We start from the raw sequence: 15,385 nt of genomic DNA on the forward strand, positions 1-15,385 counted from the left end.
AATTCTCATGGTTGAAACCATTACGATTTTTGTGTTGGCGATTTTTGTCGGTTACTACGTGGTTTGGGGTGTAACGCCTGCATTGCATACGCCGTTGATGGCAGTGACCAATGCCTTGTCATCGATCATTGTAGTTGGTGCGATGTTGCAAACTGTTGGTATGCCTGCGCTTGGCATTGATGCCAATGTGCAATTCCAAAGCATCAATGTGGTGAGTGTGTTGGGTGCAATTGCGGTGTTTCTTGCCAGTATTAATATTTTTGGTGGCTTTGCGGTCACTGCGCGCATGCTGGAAATGTTTAAACCAAAGCAAAAAAATAAAGAGGGTGGCTAAATGGAATTTATTCGAGCGAATGCGGATTGGTTCTACCTGATTGGTGCTGTCCTGTTTATTTTAACGCTACGTGGTTTGTCGAGTCCGAAAACTGCAATTACGGGTAACCGTTACGGCATGATCGCGATGGCGATTGCAGTCTTGAGTACCTTCTTTATTGCTGACCATCCTGTGGTCTGGATGATTGGTGGTGCGATGGTGCTTGGTGCGGTGGTCGGTATTGCCCGTGCACGTACCGTTCCAATGACGCAAATGCCAGAAACCGTGGCGTTAATGCACTCTTTGGTGGGTTTGTCTGCGGTACTGATCGCAGTTGCGGCAATCTTGCACAACAACCAAATCTCTGCATTGTTTGCACAAAATGAAGCTGCATTAACCGCAGCAGGCGTACAACATGCGCACATGAGCAAAGTTCACTTGTTTGAATTGTTTGTGGGTTGTTTTGTTGGTGCGATTACCTTTACGGCATCTGTGTTTGCTTACGGCAAACTGGCTGCGAAAAAATGGGCAAAAACCATTGCAGGCGCATGGGTAAAACCTGTACAGGCAACCTTGTTTATTGCCATGTTGGTGTGTGGTTTCTACTTCTTTAGTACAGGAAACATGCCTGCATTCTGGGCGATGACTGCACTTGCGCTAGCATTCGGTTGGGTCTGGATTGCACCTGTCGGTGGTGGTGACATGCCTGTGGTGGTCTCACTACTTAACTCATTCTCAGGTTGGGCAGCGGCAGGGATTGGTTTTACGCTTGAAAACAACATGCTGATCGTAGCGGGTTCACTGGTCGGTTCTTCAGGTGCGATTCTGTCTTACATCATGTGTAAGGCCATGAACCGTAACATCCTCAATGTCTTGTTTGGCGGGGCAATGGGTGGAGCAGCAGTTGCAGGTGCCAAAGCGACAGGCGAGCAAGCACAGCGTAACTACCGTTCAGGTTCGGCAGATGATGCAGGCTTCCTGATGTCAAATGCAGACAGTGTGGTGATTGTACCGGGTTATGGTATGGCGCAGGGTCGTGCACAAAACGCGGTGAAAGAATTGGCAAATTTGTTGAAAGAAGAAGGGGTTAAAGTCCGCTTTGCGATTCACCCAGTGGCGGGTCGTATGCCAGGTCACATGAACGTATTGTTGGCAGAAGCAGATGTTCCGTATGAAGACATCTTGGAAATGGATGAGATTAACTCTGACTTTCCTGCAACAGACGTGGTGTTGGTCATCGGTGCAAATGACGTGGTCAACCCAGCAGCAAAAGATGATCCAGGTTCACCAATCTACGGTATGCCAATTCTGGAAGCGCATAAAGCACGTACCATTATGGTGATCAAGCGCTCTATGGCAACAGGTTATGCAGGTCTGGACAATGACTTGTTCTATAACGAAAAAACCATGATGGTGTTTGGCGATGCCAAAAAAGTGGTTGAAGATATGGCTAAAGCCATTAACGGTACAGGTCACTAATTGAATCTGGCCTTAAAAAACCACCTTCGGGTGGTTTTTTTATGCTGTGGAGTCTGAAAAAAGGTGCGCTGAGTCATGATTCAAACCATAAAATTTAGTGGCTATTAATATGATTTAAAAGCTGGTTTTGGCATGTAAATTCTAGGTTTGATTCCACACATTGATTTGCATTTGTTTTAACATCAACATCTATAGCATTTCCTCGCAAATTCATAACGGAATGAAGAGTCAATGGAACTTAGACAGCTACAATCATTCGTTACGATTGTTGAACAGGGCAGCATCGGAAAAGCTGCCCAAAAACTCGATGTCGGTACTTCAGCTTTAAGTCAGCAAATTTCAAAATTAGAGTCTGAGTTATCGACACGTTTGTTACAGCGTTCGGCATTGGGTGTCACCCCAACGCCTGCAGGACTGGCGTTTTTAAAACAGGCACAGTTGGTTTTACGCCATGCCAGTCAAGCTGTCGAAGCGGCACAGTCTTCTCGTTTGGTGGGGTATGTCAGTGTTGGTTTTCCGCCAAGTACAGCATCTATTCTTGCGGTTCCTTTTATTAAAATCATGGCTGAACGCTATCCCGATATCAAAGTACATCTGGTTGAAAGTTTATCGGGGAATCTGGTGCAATTAATTAATTCCCGACAGCTCGATATCGCCATTATTTTCAGTCAGGATATTGATAAAAACTGGTTTTTACAGCCTTTGGTTTCAGAGTCGATGTTTTTGATTGCCAATGATGATTTTTTAAAAATCTATCATTTAGAAGATTATTTAAAATTGGGCAGCATTCCCTTAAAAGCTTTAGCGAAGCTACCCTTGGCTTTGCCGAGCACCAATCATGGGTTAAGAAAATTGGTTGAACAGCAACAGATCGAGCTGAATGTAACCTATGAAATTGATGGTTTAAGCCTGTTGATGAACACAGTTTCCAATTTATGCGTGGCAACAATTCAGCCAGGCAGTGCTTTTATCAATCATCGCCATCAGCATTTAAATTTTTTAAAAGTGGTCGACCCATCGATAGACCGAACCAATTATTTGATTAGCTTTCCTGAAGATGAATTATCGCCTGCAAGTTTGGCAGCCAAAGCAGTAATTCGTTCATGTATTCATGATTTGATTGAACAACAGGCTTGGCCAAGTGCAAAGAAAGTTGAATGACTTGGCTTCTATGTGGGCTATGGATGTTTCACAGATAGATGCTTGCGACGACTTTGCGGTACAAGGTGTTTAAGTATTTTGAAGTAAGAATGAGAAAATTGAGAGATGCTTAAATGAGTCATTTGACCAATAATGCCACGCATGAATAAAATCTCACAAGCTCTAAACATCTATAAGCTCAATTTGATGCAATAAAAAAGGTATTTTATTTTTTAAATATAAATAATTTGATGTTTAAAAATATTAAACCCCTCATCGCTTTTGCCTGCTTACGGCATGGTGTATTTTCGCTTAAATTTGTCCCAAATATAGAGGGATGAATCACATGTATGATGTGCTTGTAATTGGTGGTGGCAATGCCGCTTTATGTGCAGCAATAACTGCACGTGAAGAGGGTGCATCAGTATTATTGCTTGAAGCCGCGCCTAAGGAATGGCGTGGTGGTAATTCACAACATACCCGTAATTTACGCTGTATGCATAATGCACCGCAAGATGTGCTGATCGACGCTTACCCAGAAGAAGAATATTGGCAAGATTTGCTCAAAGTCACAGGTGGAAAAACTAATGAAGAATTGGCGCGCCTCGTTATCCGCAGTACGGAAACTTGCCGCGAATGGATGAAAAAACACGGGGTTAATTTCCAGCCGCCACTCTCTGGTGCACTGCATGTGGCACGTACCAACGCCTTTTTTATGGGAGGTGGTAAGGCTTTGGTCAATGCGTATTTTCGAAGTGCAGAAAATCTGGGTGTTGACGTTCGCTACAACACCAAAATTAAAGAATTAGAGTTGGACGGTAGTCGGTTTATTGCAGCAATCGCTGAGGATGGAACGCGATATGAAGCAAAATCTTGTGTACTTGCCGCTGGTGGTTTTGAGTCAAATTTAGAATGGTTGCGTGAAGCTTGGGGACAAAATGAAGCGGGCGAATGGCCTGCCGATAATTTTATTATTCGTGGAACACGTTTTAATCAGGGCACTTTACTCAAATTTATGATTGAGCAAGGTGCAGATGTGATTGGTGATCCATCTCAATCCCACTGTGTGGCTGTGGATGCCCGTGCGCCACTTTATGATGGCGGGATTTGTACCCGAATTGACTGTGTATCTCTAGGGATTGTGGTTAATCAAAATGCAGTGCGCTTCTATGATGAAGGCGAGGATTTTTGGCCTAAACGTTATGCCATTTGGGGACGTTTAGTCGCGAAACAGCCGAATCAAATTGGCTTCTCGATTATCGATTCAAAATCAGTGGGGCGCTTTATGCCGCCTGTATTTGAAGGTCGTAAAGCCAATACCATTCGTGAACTTGCAGCACTGATCCATCTCGATCCAGACACGCTGGAAAAAACCGTCAACGATTTTAATCAGGCTTGTGTCAGAGGTGAGTTTAATCACACCATTTTAGATGACTGCCATACTGAAAATTTAAGCCCAGCCAAAACGCATTGGGCAGTGCCTTTGGATTCGCCACCTTATTATGCCTATGCCTTGAAACCAGGGATTACATTTACTTACTTGGGTATGAAAGTCGAAAAAGATGCGGCTGTGCGTTTTGACCAAGTTCCGAGTCCAAATTTATATGTGGCAGGGGAAATGATGGCTGGAAATGTACTAGGACAAGGCTATACCGCAGGTGTGGGTATGTCGATCGGTACGACATTTGGGCGTATTGCAGGCAAAAATGCAGCACTTTCTGCTTTGAAAAAACCTGCTTTCAATAAGGAGGTTGTTTAATGAATGCTCAATCAAAATCTTTAATTCCTGTGGTGCAGCTCACGGCCAATGAAGAACAGGTGAAACAGGCTTTACAGATTTGTAATGCTTGCCGTTATTGCGAGTCATTTTGTGCTGTATTTCCAGCAATGACAAAACGGTTAGAGTTTAATCAGGCTGATATTCACTATATGGCCAATCTTTGTCATAACTGTGGGGCGTGTCTGCATGCTTGCCAATACGCTCCGCCGCATGAGTTTGGGGTGAATATTCCTCAGGCAATGGCGCAAGTTCGTTTAGAAACATATCAAAAATTTGCGACGCCTCATGCCTTTGGTAAATTGTATCAAAAAGCAGGGATCACGATTGTCAGCCTTTTGGTTGTCGCGTTTATCGCCTTTATGTTGCTTGCTTCTACGCTGCAGGGCAACGATTTATTTGGTCATTATCAAGGTAATTTTTACGCGATATTTCCACATAATTTCTTGGCGGTAATTTTCGGTTCAGTATTTGTGGTGGCGTTTATTTTACTGTACTTTGGCATACGAAAATTTTGGAATCAAACTTCAGAAGTGGTTGCAGGGGGTGTCGAACAACCTGATATTTTACAAGCCACTAAAAATATCTTAACACTAAAATATCTAGATGGTGGGCATGGTAAAGGCTGTAACGAAGAAGATGATCGTTACACACTTGCTCGTCGTCGATTTCACCATTTCACCATGTATGGTTTCCTGCTGTGTTTTGCCGCCACACTGGTCGCAACAGCCTATCACTTTTTATTGAATATTCACGCGCCTTATCCATTTTTCAGTGTGCCCGTAATTTTGGGGACTTTGGGTGGGCTTGGTTTAATTATTGGCCCTGCGGGATTATTATCGCTGAATTTAAAACGTGATCCAAAGCATGGTGATCCAAAACAGAAGCCAATGGATCGTGGATTTATTTTTCTTTTACTTCTGATCAGTACCACGGGTTTAGCACTACTTGGATTACGCGATAGTTCATGGATGGCGCTTTTATTGGTTGTGCATTTGGCAACCGTCATGACCCTGTTTTTAACCATTCCTTTTGGCAAGTTCGCACATGGTTTTTATCGTGGTGCAGCCTTACTTAAATTCGCAGTTGAAGAACGCAAAAGTAAGAAAGCCAAATAACGACACATTGGTTCACTGAATGAAATTCATTCATAAAAATTCAGTGAACCATCAAATGATCTTACCGATAAATAAAAATCAGGTGAATTACGAGCAAAAAGAATATGCAGGGCAAACTAAAATTGAACTGTATAAAAAGTCAGCATTAACACTTTCAATCAGATGATTTGACCATGTAGTTAGATGATCAGATCATATCCAATCAAGGTTTGAAACGGGTCTATGATCTAAGAAAAGATGCAACCTCGGCTGAAGGGTAATGTAACAATGACTGAATGCAAACTGATTTAGAACAAATGGAAAACGAGAGTTAAAAATATCCAACTTGGATATACTGTGCTTAATAGTTGATTGTATTATATTTTTTAATTGTAGTTAAATAATAGGATTCTACCTGATTCGCTATTTTTATCCTTTTAAGGTTTAATATCGTATAAACATAAAATATTTTTTAGTAATAAATGATGATTCAAAATATATATTTAAAAATGCTAAAAATCTTACTCATAAATACAGCACTGGTTAGCTTAACAGGGTGTTTTGACAAATCATCCGATACTAAACAGATCCACTCAACTGTGACCATCGGAGATTTGGGAGGCGTACCTGTCAATTTACCGAATCATATTGTTCGTTTGGTTGAATATGATGGAGATCCGAGTTGGGGTGAAAAACGAGTAGGAGATATCCCTGAAAGAACCTATCAATCTAAAATCAATAGTTTTGGTTTTGACATTCGTTATACCGATGGCCAATTGCTAGATAAAAATAATGAAAATTTGAGAAAAGAATACAAGGAAAAGTATTTGCAATCTGATAACCCTTGGATTTCTGTTGGTATTAACTCGGGTAAAAGATATTGCGGTAAAGGCTCGACTCATCGTCTTGGTGATGGAACGATTCACCCACAGACTAAAGATTCTCCAGTTCATACATACGCTAAGCTTGCGGATAAACAATATGGGCTTGAGGTTTATGCTCCGCCAGAAGTTGATCCTAAAACCAATATGCCTTGGCGTGAAAATCAATATGCAAAAGACGTATTTATTCAACGAAATAAAAATGGTGAGATTGTAGTATTTATAAAATGTAGTAATCGACAAGTGCGTAGTGCACAGTGTACACAATATTTTGATTTAGAGCCGAATATGCATCTTGATGTTTATGCTAGGTATTCAAGAGGTGACTTAGAACATTGGCAGCAAATACAGTCACAGATTACACAGGCAATTTTAAACTTTAGAAAAATATAAGTTATTGTTATGAATAATAGTTTTTCATGGATAAAGGTTGAACTTGCGATGAGATGTAAAGCTGTGGCTTCTTTTTTTACAATATAGAGATAAAAAATTGTTAATTTTTACTAAATGAATGATTTAATTAATCGTATTTATATTTTATGAAAAGAAAGATCATAGTTGAGCATGTAGACTTAAATGTTTAATTTTGTTTTCATTTTTAGATGTTTAAAAGATATGTAATAAGATTTTTTGGTTTTTATTGAGAATAATTATTAATAAGTTTAATATTTACAAATATTTTTATGTTCATACTTTGCAGATTTTATGAAAAAAATCCCTTTGTTTATGCCAAGTAGTTTGGCTTTGGCACTTATGGCTGCGATGCAGCCTGTTTTTGCAGATGAAAATGTTCTCCCGACCATCACATTGACTGTAACGAAAGCCCCAAAAAAAGACAGTTATGTTGCAACCACCACGCAAAGTTTGAAGTCTGAGCAACCACTGTTTAAAACGGCAAAATCGGTGTCTGTGGTGACGCGTGAACAGATTGAAGAAAAGCAAGCCATGAATCTGACCGATGCAATTCAGGGTGTGGCAGGGGTAATCTCGGCACCCTTGGGTCGCCGTGGTTCGGATGATTTTATTATCCGTGGACAATTGTCCTCCGATGCGATTTATGTTGATGGTCTGCGTCAGGCACAGGCTTCTGATGTGGCCAGTAATATTACAGGTTTAGAGCGTGTTGAAGTAGTGAAAGGGCCAGATTCGATGGACTTCGGGCAAACAGCACCAGGAGGGATTGTAAATCTGGTGACCAAACGCCCTGTGCAGGATAATTTTAATCAGGTGGATTTGCGTTATGGTAGCAATAACCTGCGTCAAGTGGGTTTTGATACCAATCATACGGTAGAGGGTTCGGATAAGGCAGCATGGCGTTTAAATGCCACGTATTCCGATCAGGATGACCCAACCGATCATGTTTATTTTAAAAATTTCTATATTTCGCCTTCTTATAATTTTGATTTAGGCCCACAAACCAATTTGTCAGTGATCACCAGCTACAGCCATAAAGAATATGTGCGTCAGCAAGGCTTGCCTGTTTATGGCAGCATTTTGCCGAATAGTAATGGTGAAGTAGATCGTCACTTATTTATTGGTGAGCCGAGTATGGACCCTTATATTTCGGATACGTATCGTGTTGGATATAACTTTAAACATGTTTTTGATAATGGCTGGACATTCAAACAGAACTTTGCTGTCCAAAAATCGCGCCTAGATGGTCAGGTCGTCTTTATCAGTAAATCGAGTCCGACAAGTACGAGCATTACCCGTCAGGGGCGTGATCAGCATTATGATGATCTAAATGTCAGTATTGATAACAATATTGCCAACACTTTCGATCTCGCCAACATGCAGCATCATATTATGCTTGGACTAGATGCCATGCATGACACTCGAGATCTTTGGAACTACAACTGTAGCATTGGCGCTTTAAATATTTATGCACCAAGTTATACCAGTAAAGACTGGTGTGCGACCAAGACATTACGTAGCGACAGTGTTGAAACGACGCTCAAAACCATGGGGCTGTATTTTAGAGACCAGATTGATGTAACGGATCAATTCAATGTCAATCTGGGCTTGCGACATGACTGGGCATCTGTCGATGCAAAAAGTCATGTATCTCGCTCAACGAATGGTAAAAACAGTCAGGCATTTTCTGGCAGCATCGCAGGGCTTTATACCTTCAATGATTGGGTTTCTCCATATGTGAGTTATTCGACTTCATTTTTACCTGTGACCGATGTGGATGTAAATGGCAACGTCTTTGCCCCTGAAAAAGCCAAACAATATGAAGTCGGCTTTAAATTTCAGGCACTTGATCGACGTTTGCAAGCCAGTTTGGCATGGTTCGATTTGACCCGCTTTAATGTGGTGTCAAGCGATGCCAATGGAGATAATTACCAGACAGGTGAGGAAAATACTCAAGGGATTGAAACTGAGCTGACCGCACGTGTTTTACCGAACTGGGTGATCAGTGCAAACTATACTTATTTGCCAACAGCTCGCATCGTGGACAGTGAGATGACCAGTTATATGGGTGAACGCTTAAACAATGTGTCAAAGCAAATGTTTAATCTGTCTACCCGTTATGAATTTAACCAAGAGGCATTGCAGGGCTGGTTTGTTGGTGCTGGTGTGCGTAGCGAGTCGAAGAAAACCAGCTATAAGTATAATTATACTATTCCTGGCTATGCATTGTTTGATGCAGAGTTGGGGTATAAGGCTCGAAACTGGCAAGCCAGTGTGAATGCAAAAAATATCTTTAACACTGAATATTATGCAGGTGGGATAAGTAACTATGTGGTGGCTGTGGGGGATGAACGTCAGATCAATTTAAACCTGCGTTTTAAATTCTAGCGTGCGTAAAAAAGCGACTCATTTGAGTCGCTTTTTATTTATTTTTATGCTACTGACGCATCAGGCACGCGCCATAAGCTTTCTAAATCATAGAATTTACGTGCTGTTGGAAGCATGACATGTACCACAACATAGCCGAGATCAATCAAGATCCATTCAGCATCGCGTTCGCCTTCGATTCCGATTGGGCGGAAGCCTGCTTTGCGGGCTTCTTCTGCGACATTGTCTGCAAGGGCTTTTACATGGCGAGTTGATGTACCGCTAGCAATCACAATCGCATCTGCGACATTGCTGATGCTGCTGACATCAAGTTCAATAATATCTTTGGCTTTAACATCTTGAAGGGCATGTTGGATGACCTTCAGGCAAGCGCTCACATCTTGAGTTTGTGTATCTACCACAGAGTGGTTGTGAGAATTAGAAGCGCCGGGCGATGGTTCTAAATTCATAAGAGGTATGTTGTTCCTGACAATTACTCATTGTGAACTATAGCCTTTTTACGCGAAAAATTCAAATTTTGCTACGAAATGATCAGGATATATTTGCAAAAAATTGTGTTTTCCACCCAAAGCTTTGTTCAGAATGATTGCTCGGTTTATATTCAGCAGCAATATAACCCTGATACGAACTGTGTTTCAGCCAGTAAAAAATTTTGTCATAGGCAATTGAGCCTGTATTGGGTTCATGACGGTTTGGGCAGTCCGCAAACTGAATATGTCCGATTTGGGTAATATTTTCCTGCAAGCCCTCAAGTACATCTTCACCCATCATGGCCATGTGATAACAGTCATACTGAATTTTCAGTGCAGGGTTATTCACTGCGTCCAGCATGTCCTGTGCCTGAGCGATATTTTGAATCAGAAAGCGCGGCATATCTGTGCCATTGACCATTTCAAACACAGGTTGCACATGGTAGTCCGTCAAAACGTGACAAGCCAGTTTGAGGTTTTTCGATAAAACTTCAAGACAAGGCAACAGGTCGGCATCGTAAGGCTGTTTGCCTGAGAGAATATTGACGCTTGGCACATTAAGCAAGGTGGCATAGCGTGCAGCTTGCTGTATCCCATGAAAAAATTCACGTTCACGCCCTGGAATTCCTGCCAGCCCAAGTCCGCCTTGCATGAGGTCGCCAGCAGGAGCATTGATCAGGCATAAAGACAGATGGTGTTGTTCGAGTTGTGTACGAATTTGCTCAACACTCAGTTCATAAGGGAATTGAATTTCCACATGATCAAAGCCGTGTTTTCGAGCCAGTGCGAAACGTTCGATCAGAGGGACTTCGGTAAAAATCATGGACAAATTAACAGCCAGTTTACTCATGTTTTAGCCCTCCGTAGTGGCAGGATGTCGTACCTGCTCAATGATGGTTGATAAATCCTGCTCGGCATAACCATGTTGTTGATGGTTTTTGAGTTGCTCTAAGGCACGCTGTGCGACAGGAATATCCAATTGGTATTGGTTTGCTAAAGATACGGCATTTTGCAGATCTTTGCTTAAAGTCTGTACTTTCCATTGTACAGGTTGATACTGCGCTGTTGCCATACGTGGCGCTAAAATTTGAAAGGGTTTGGAGTCTGCAAATCCATTGGCAAGTGCAGGAGCGAGTAAACGGGTGTCGACTCCAGCTTGCGCTGCCAGTGCAACAGCTTCAGCGATCAAGGTACTATTGGCAGCAACAATAAGCTGGTTACAGATTTTGGTCGCTTGTCCAGTTCCTGTGTCGCCCATGCGTGTCACTCGCTGCGAAAGTGGCGCATAAACAGGCTGTAATTGTTGAATTACTTCTGCATCACCGCCTGCAAAAATGACCAAACTGCCTTGTTCTGCACCTAATGTCCCACCAGAAACTGGCGAATCAATCCAGCTGATTTGTTGCTGTGCGGCAAGTTGCGCCAGTTCAATGGTTTTGTTGACCGACAGACTGGAGAAATCCACAATAATCTGACCTGCTTGCAAATAGGGCTGCATTTGCTCAAATACATGCTCGACCGCCGTATCATCGGCAAGGCACAGTAAAATGACAGGATATTCGGCAATTTGCTTGAGGCTGAGCAAAGTTGCACCTTGTTCAAGGAGTTCTGTACAGGCAGCAGGGCTACGATTCCAGACCGCGACTTGAAAATTGGCAGAGAGTAAGCGGCTTGCCATGCGGCTCCCCATCAGTCCCATACCTAGAAATGCAATTTTTTGTGGACATCCAGTCATTGTTTGTTCTCTATCTTTAGTCTTGATATTGGCGTTTGAGATAGTTGATCTCGGGTGTTTTATCTTTCAGTCTAGCCAGTCGACTATTTTTACCAAGAATGAGCTTGAGTTGCCAAATTTTTTCGAGGCGTAAAGCTGTTTTTACAGGTTGATGCAACATGCTGTTCAGTACCGCTTTGGCTGCCATGACTGCATCTGGAGAGCGCAGGGCAATTTCTTGTGCCAAGGCTTCTGCATGTTGTAAAGGAGATGCATCCAGATGACTGACCAAGCCAATTTGTTGGGCATAACTGGCATCAAAAATGCGCGCGGTAAAGGTCAGTTCTTTGGCGAGGTCAATGCCAATCAAGCCTTTGAGAGATTGGCTCAGCCCCATATCAGGCACTAGCCCCCAACGGCTTTCCATAATTGAAAATTGAGTATCAGGATGGCTAATTCGAATATCCGCAGCCAGTGCTAACTGCATGCCAGCGCCAAAACAGTAGCCTTCAAGTGCGGCAATGACAGGCACAGGCAACTGTTGCCATACCAAAAAAGCTTTTTGAAACAGGCTTTGCTGGGGTTTAATCAGCTCCCACAAGGCAAAAGCGCGTTGCTGAGGGGAGTTTAAATCGCTCAGATCAATACCTGCACTAAAGACTTGTGCTTCACCTGTCAAAATCACGGCCCGTATGTTGCGATCTCGACGCAGGCGTTGCCCTGTCTTATAAAGCTCTTTGAGTAAGGCAAAACTCATCGCATTGCGTTTTTCAGGGCGGTTCAAATACACCGTGACAATATTATTGTTGTTTTCTATACGTAGTAGCGACATGGTTGGCTTCATCCTGAGGTCAATTTACTTTGAGTGTAGCAGAGCTGCACTCTCGGTAAATTGACAGCCGAGTCATTTATGCAAAATGCTTAGTGCTGCATGTTCGGTCTGACTAATGATCAGAGTCAACTCATCAAAGTGTTTAATGGTTTCCTGAATAAATGCCTCATCAGCAACGCGTCGTTCTTTACGTAAAATTGAAACAAACTGTTCAAATTCGCCTGAAACCTGTTGAAGTTTTGGGACACCGACATAGCGGGTCGCACCATAGAGACGATGTAATACATGCTCTAACTGTGGAAAGTCTTCCATTTCAATCAGTTGTTGCATTTCATTCAGCTCGGTTTTAAAACTGTCTACCAGCATTTGTAGTAAATCCAGCGCCAGATCTTCTTTGTTGGCTGCCAGTTGTACACTTTGCTGCCAGTCCAGAATCTCAGGGTCAAGATGATCAAGCGCTGTATTGTGCGCAGGTTTATTGTTGCCTTCTGCAAAATGCTGACTGGTGTGCTGAGTTAAAATCTGGATGAGTTGTTCGATCTGAATCGGTTTTGACACATAGTCGTCCATACCGACAGCCAACAGTTTTTGTTTTTCATCGGCAAGAGCATGCGCAGTCAGGGCAATGATCGGGAAGCGTACATTTTCAAGCGTGGATTCCAGTGAGCGAATTGCACGTGTGGTATCAATCCCAGACATGACAGGCATTTGAATGTCCATGAAAATCAGGTCAAATGGTTTCTGTTTTTTGTCCAGACGCTGTTGAATCAGGTTCAGCGCATCTTGTCCGCTGAGCGCCTTGGTGGTAGTCACATTCAGTTCGCCCAGCAAAGCTTCAAGCACAATCAGGTTAGGCAAATGATCATCTACAGCCAAGACATGCAAGCCCTGACCATCGAAAGATTCTTTATCTTCTTCTTCAAAATTGATCTGGTTGTTTAAAAGCTGAAGCAAAGCACTACGACTGAGTGGCTGATACAGTGGCGTAGCGCGGAATTCACTCAGAATATTCGGCTCTAACGACATTTGATAGCCATATACAGCTAAATGCCCCTGATAACGGGTACGAATTTCCTTCAGTAATGCATGAGTATCGCCGCCATGATCGACCACCACCCAAGTGTATTCATCTGCAGGCAAATGATGCAGACGGCTAAACAGATCTAGCAGTGAAAAGGCTTCGCTGTGGTTGGTGTGATAATTTTCTAAGTAATGACGGAAAATATTGGCCGTGGCAGGGTGTGACAAAAATGACACCACATGCACATGGCTAAAGTCGATATGAGGTGCTTCCTGTTCATCGTCCACTTTAAATTTGGCAGTAAACCAGAAAGTCGAACCTTTCTCGGTAGGCGCGCGCTCTTGGTTGTCTTCAAAGCCAATCTGACCGTGCATCAAATGCACCAGTTGTTTGGAAATGGCTAAACCTAAGCCTGTACCACCAAATTGGCGGGTCACAGATGCATCGCCTTGCGAGAATGATTCAAACAGTTTTTTACGGTCATTGCCACTGACACCAATACCGCTGTCTTGCACACTAAAATGAATGATGCATTCGCCGAAGTCATCATGTTCCATCCGCGCACGCACAATAATTTCGCCTTCAGGGGTGAATTTAATTGCATTCGAAATCAGGTTGGTCAGAATCTGTTTAAAGCGTAGTACATCGCCAATCACTTCGTTCGGTAAGTCATTACCGAAATAAAAGGCAATGTTGATATTTTTTTGCGATGCCAAAGGCGAGAGCATGTCCATGACGTCAAACATGGCACTTTCAAGATCAAAAGGTGCGGTTTCTAACTCAAGTTTTCCCGCATCAATTTTAGAAAAATCCAGAACATCGTTAATCAGTGCCAGTAAGTGCGCAGAAGATTTTCGGATGGTTTGCAGATACAGGTTTTGTTCATTGCTGAGGTTATTTTGGCGTAACATCAAATGAATAAAGCCATCAATACTGTTCAGCGGCGTGCGCAATTCATGACTGATATTGGCTAAAAACACCGATTTGGACTGGTTGGCGGAAACCGCTTGGTCGCGTGCTTGGCGATAGGTAATGTTTTGTACTTCGAGCGTGTCGAGCGTACGTCGTAAGTCATCTTCAGTTTGTTCGGTGTGTTCACGTAACTCTAAAAAGCTGTAGTGCAGACGCTTGAGCATGTTGGCAAGGTCTTTTTGCAGTGAACGCAATTCACCACTACTGTTAATCGCAACAGGTTGATCGAGATTATCCGCATTTAAACGCTGTAGTTGCATCCGTATTTCATACAGCGGTGCAATCCAGCGGCGCGAATAGAAATTCAGACACATCATTAACAATAATAATGTGATAAATACCGTAATTAATAGAACGGTAATCACCCGATAATGGGCAATTTCTAAGGGTTTATTGTCCAGTTCAATCACCAGCCATGCGGGCTGTGCACCTGCTGGAGAAACTTTGGCAGCATAGATGCTGTTGTGATGGAAATGCACAGGGCCAATGAAGCCACTATTGGCGGTGATTTTCGGCCAGGTCAACTGCGGTTGATAGCCTATGCTGAGTAGTATTTTACCATCTGCCTGTAACAAGGCTGCACGTTGCAAGTAAGGCTCATTGAGCATGCGCATTAAAATATTGCGCGCTTGTGGTTGTATTTCTGGTTTTTTTTCAACAGCATATGTGAGTAGTTCAGCAGTTTTCTGGTAGCGAGACAAGATGGCAATCGCAACATGACGCTGTTGACTGCGAGCCGATGCCGATGTTTCTTGAATGACTAAAATACTGCCAACTGCAGCAATAATGGCAATTGGAATAAAAATAAGCGCAACTAACTGCCCGTAAGCATGATTAAGTTGTAGCCGTTGTAATAAAGATTTTTTCAGTTTTGCCATAACCAATGC

At 42.7% G+C, this 15,385-nt stretch carries 12 protein-coding genes; 7 read left to right on the forward strand and 5 right to left on the reverse strand.

What is annotated here, in order from left to right:
* Positions 1–7 precede the first annotated feature (7 nt).
* From P255_RS02790 to P255_RS02820, 7 genes are all read left to right on the forward strand, one after another.
* Positions 8–334: a proton-translocating transhydrogenase family protein gene (locus P255_RS02790; protein WP_004753732.1), complete on the forward strand. Its 327-nt coding sequence runs from the start codon at positions 8–10 to the stop codon at positions 332–334.
* The gene (locus tag P255_RS02795) at positions 335–1,792 is read left to right on the forward strand and encodes an NAD(P)(+) transhydrogenase (Re/Si-specific) subunit beta (RefSeq protein ID WP_004903398.1); all 1,458 of its coding nucleotides are present in this window, start codon (positions 335–337) and stop codon (positions 1,790–1,792) included.
* Between the two features lie 231 nt (positions 1,793–2,023).
* Entirely contained in the window at positions 2,024–2,953 is a 930-nt protein-coding gene (locus P255_RS02800) for a LysR family transcriptional regulator (RefSeq protein WP_004903401.1), read from the forward strand.
* Positions 2,954–3,278: 325 nt separating this feature from the next.
* Positions 3,279–4,691 (forward strand): FAD-dependent tricarballylate dehydrogenase TcuA, encoded by a 1,413-nt coding sequence (tcuA, locus tag P255_RS02805; RefSeq protein WP_004903405.1) that lies wholly within the window; start codon positions 3,279–3,281, stop codon positions 4,689–4,691.
* Entirely contained in the window at positions 4,691–5,827 is a 1,137-nt protein-coding gene (gene tcuB, locus P255_RS02810; RefSeq protein ID WP_004903407.1) for a tricarballylate utilization 4Fe-4S protein TcuB, read from the forward strand. Before tcuA ends, tcuB begins: the two co-directional genes overlap by 1 nt.
* 461 nt (positions 5,828–6,288) lie before the next feature.
* Positions 6,289–7,080: a hypothetical protein gene (locus P255_RS02815; protein WP_004903408.1), complete on the forward strand. Its 792-nt coding sequence runs from the start codon at positions 6,289–6,291 to the stop codon at positions 7,078–7,080.
* 312 nt (positions 7,081–7,392) lie between these two features.
* The gene (locus P255_RS02820) at positions 7,393–9,489 is read left to right on the forward strand and encodes a TonB-dependent siderophore receptor (protein WP_004903409.1); all 2,097 of its coding nucleotides are present in this window, start codon (positions 7,393–7,395) and stop codon (positions 9,487–9,489) included.
* A 44-nt stretch (positions 9,490–9,533) separates the two neighbouring features.
* Here P255_RS02820 and rsfS read toward each other — a convergent pair whose 3' ends face one another.
* The 5 genes from rsfS to P255_RS02845 all read right to left on the reverse strand — a co-directional run bounded on the left by rsfS (position 9,534) and on the right by P255_RS02845 (position 15,376).
* Positions 9,534–9,938 (reverse strand): ribosome silencing factor, encoded by a 405-nt coding sequence (gene rsfS, locus P255_RS02825; RefSeq protein WP_004903410.1) that lies wholly within the window; start codon positions 9,936–9,938, stop codon positions 9,534–9,536.
* 82 nt (positions 9,939–10,020) lie between these two features.
* Positions 10,021–10,809, reverse strand: a complete 789-nt coding sequence (locus P255_RS02830; RefSeq protein WP_004903412.1) for a hydroxypyruvate isomerase family protein — start codon at positions 10,807–10,809, stop codon at positions 10,021–10,023.
* 3 nt (positions 10,810–10,812) lie between these two features.
* A complete protein-coding gene (locus P255_RS02835) occupies positions 10,813–11,694 on the reverse strand; it encodes an NAD(P)-dependent oxidoreductase (protein WP_004903415.1) in 882 nt (293 codons plus the stop codon).
* A gap of 16 nt (positions 11,695–11,710) precedes the next feature.
* A complete protein-coding gene (locus P255_RS02840) occupies positions 11,711–12,505 on the reverse strand; it encodes a crotonase/enoyl-CoA hydratase family protein (protein ID WP_004903416.1) in 795 nt (264 codons plus the stop codon).
* A gap of 72 nt (positions 12,506–12,577) precedes the next feature.
* Positions 12,578–15,376 (reverse strand): GacS-like sensor histidine kinase, encoded by a 2,799-nt coding sequence (locus P255_RS02845; protein ID WP_004903419.1) that lies wholly within the window; start codon positions 15,374–15,376, stop codon positions 12,578–12,580.
* Positions 15,377–15,385 lie beyond the last annotated feature (9 nt).

It is taken from the genome of Acinetobacter brisouii CIP 110357, assembly GCF_000488275.1.
Lineage (GTDB): Bacteria > Pseudomonadota > Gammaproteobacteria > Pseudomonadales > Moraxellaceae > Acinetobacter > Acinetobacter brisouii.

Bases quoted from the DNA above. Each gene is read 5' to 3' on its own strand.
- P255_RS02790 (WP_004753732.1), top strand. From the start codon at position 8: ATGGTTGAAACCATTACGATTTTTGTGTTGGCGATTTTTGTCGGTTAC.
- P255_RS02840 (WP_004903416.1), bottom strand. From the start codon at position 12,505: ATGTCGCTACTACGTATAGAAAACAACAATAATATTGTCACGGTGTAT.
- P255_RS02845 (WP_004903419.1), bottom strand. From the start codon at position 15,376: ATGGCAAAACTGAAAAAATCTTTATTACAACGGCTACAACTTAATCAT.
- rsfS (WP_004903410.1), bottom strand. From the start codon at position 9,938: ATGAATTTAGAACCATCGCCCGGCGCTTCTAATTCTCACAACCACTCT.
- tcuB (WP_004903407.1), top strand. From the start codon at position 4,691: ATGAATGCTCAATCAAAATCTTTAATTCCTGTGGTGCAGCTCACGGCC.
- P255_RS02800 (WP_004903401.1), top strand. From the start codon at position 2,024: ATGGAACTTAGACAGCTACAATCATTCGTTACGATTGTTGAACAGGGC.
- P255_RS02835 (WP_004903415.1), bottom strand. From the start codon at position 11,694: ATGACTGGATGTCCACAAAAAATTGCATTTCTAGGTATGGGACTGATG.
- tcuA (WP_004903405.1), top strand. From the start codon at position 3,279: ATGTATGATGTGCTTGTAATTGGTGGTGGCAATGCCGCTTTATGTGCA.
- P255_RS02815 (WP_004903408.1), top strand. From the start codon at position 6,289: ATGATGATTCAAAATATATATTTAAAAATGCTAAAAATCTTACTCATA.
- P255_RS02795 (WP_004903398.1), top strand. From the start codon at position 335: ATGGAATTTATTCGAGCGAATGCGGATTGGTTCTACCTGATTGGTGCT.
- P255_RS02820 (WP_004903409.1), top strand. From the start codon at position 7,393: ATGAAAAAAATCCCTTTGTTTATGCCAAGTAGTTTGGCTTTGGCACTT.
- P255_RS02830 (WP_004903412.1), bottom strand. From the start codon at position 10,809: ATGAGTAAACTGGCTGTTAATTTGTCCATGATTTTTACCGAAGTCCCT.